We start from the raw sequence: 674 nt of genomic DNA on the forward strand, positions 1-674 counted from the left end.
CGGCTTGGCGACGGTCGCCGAGCGCGAGAGCCTGACGCGCTGCTCACCAAGCCAGGTGCGCAGGTCCTCGACGAGCGGGCGGCTTCGCTCCTGTCGGACCTGGCGACGCGCGTCGGCGCTCAGACCGTTGATCTCGCGCTCGATGGCGAAGAGCACGTCGATGCGCGTGACCGCCTCCAGGGCGATCGGCGACACAGGCGCGGCACCGGGGCCACGCCGCGCGCTCGCGGCGATGTCGGCGAGTTCGAAGAAGCCGCGACGGGCATGGGACCAACACAGCGCCGACGTGACCCGCCCGCCCGGTCGCGCGGGGTCGTAGAGCCCGTTGTAGCCGCCATAGGCGTCGGCCTGGAGGATGCCGGACCAAGCCGCGAGGTGCGCGTCCGGATGCTCCTGCCGCCGGTCGCGCGAGGCGAAGTAGAGCGCCGCCGGCGGATCGGCGCCGCCAAAGGGCCTGTCGTCGCGGACATAGGTCCAGATCCGGCCCGTATCGGTTTTGCCTTTGGCCAGGATCGGCACCGTGGTGTCGTCGGCGTGCAGCCTCTCGGCCGTCATCACGTGCCGGGCGATCCGCTCATGCAACGGCGCCAGCGCTGCCGTCGCCGCGCCGACCTGGTCGGCCAGCGTCGAGACGGAGAGGTCGATGCCTTCGCGGCCGTAGCGTTCGCTCTGGC

Annotated in this window: 1 protein-coding gene; it reads right to left on the reverse strand. The window is 72.1% G+C overall.

All coding sequences use genetic code 11. The features are described 5' to 3' along the window. Positions 1–674 (reverse strand): IS66 family transposase (locus tag G3T14_RS24530; protein WP_163645055.1); only part of this gene is annotated, 674 nt, incomplete at both ends.

It is taken from the genome of Methylobacterium sp. BTF04 (assembly GCF_010692745.1).
Taxonomy (GTDB): domain Bacteria; phylum Pseudomonadota; class Alphaproteobacteria; order Rhizobiales; family Beijerinckiaceae; genus Methylobacterium.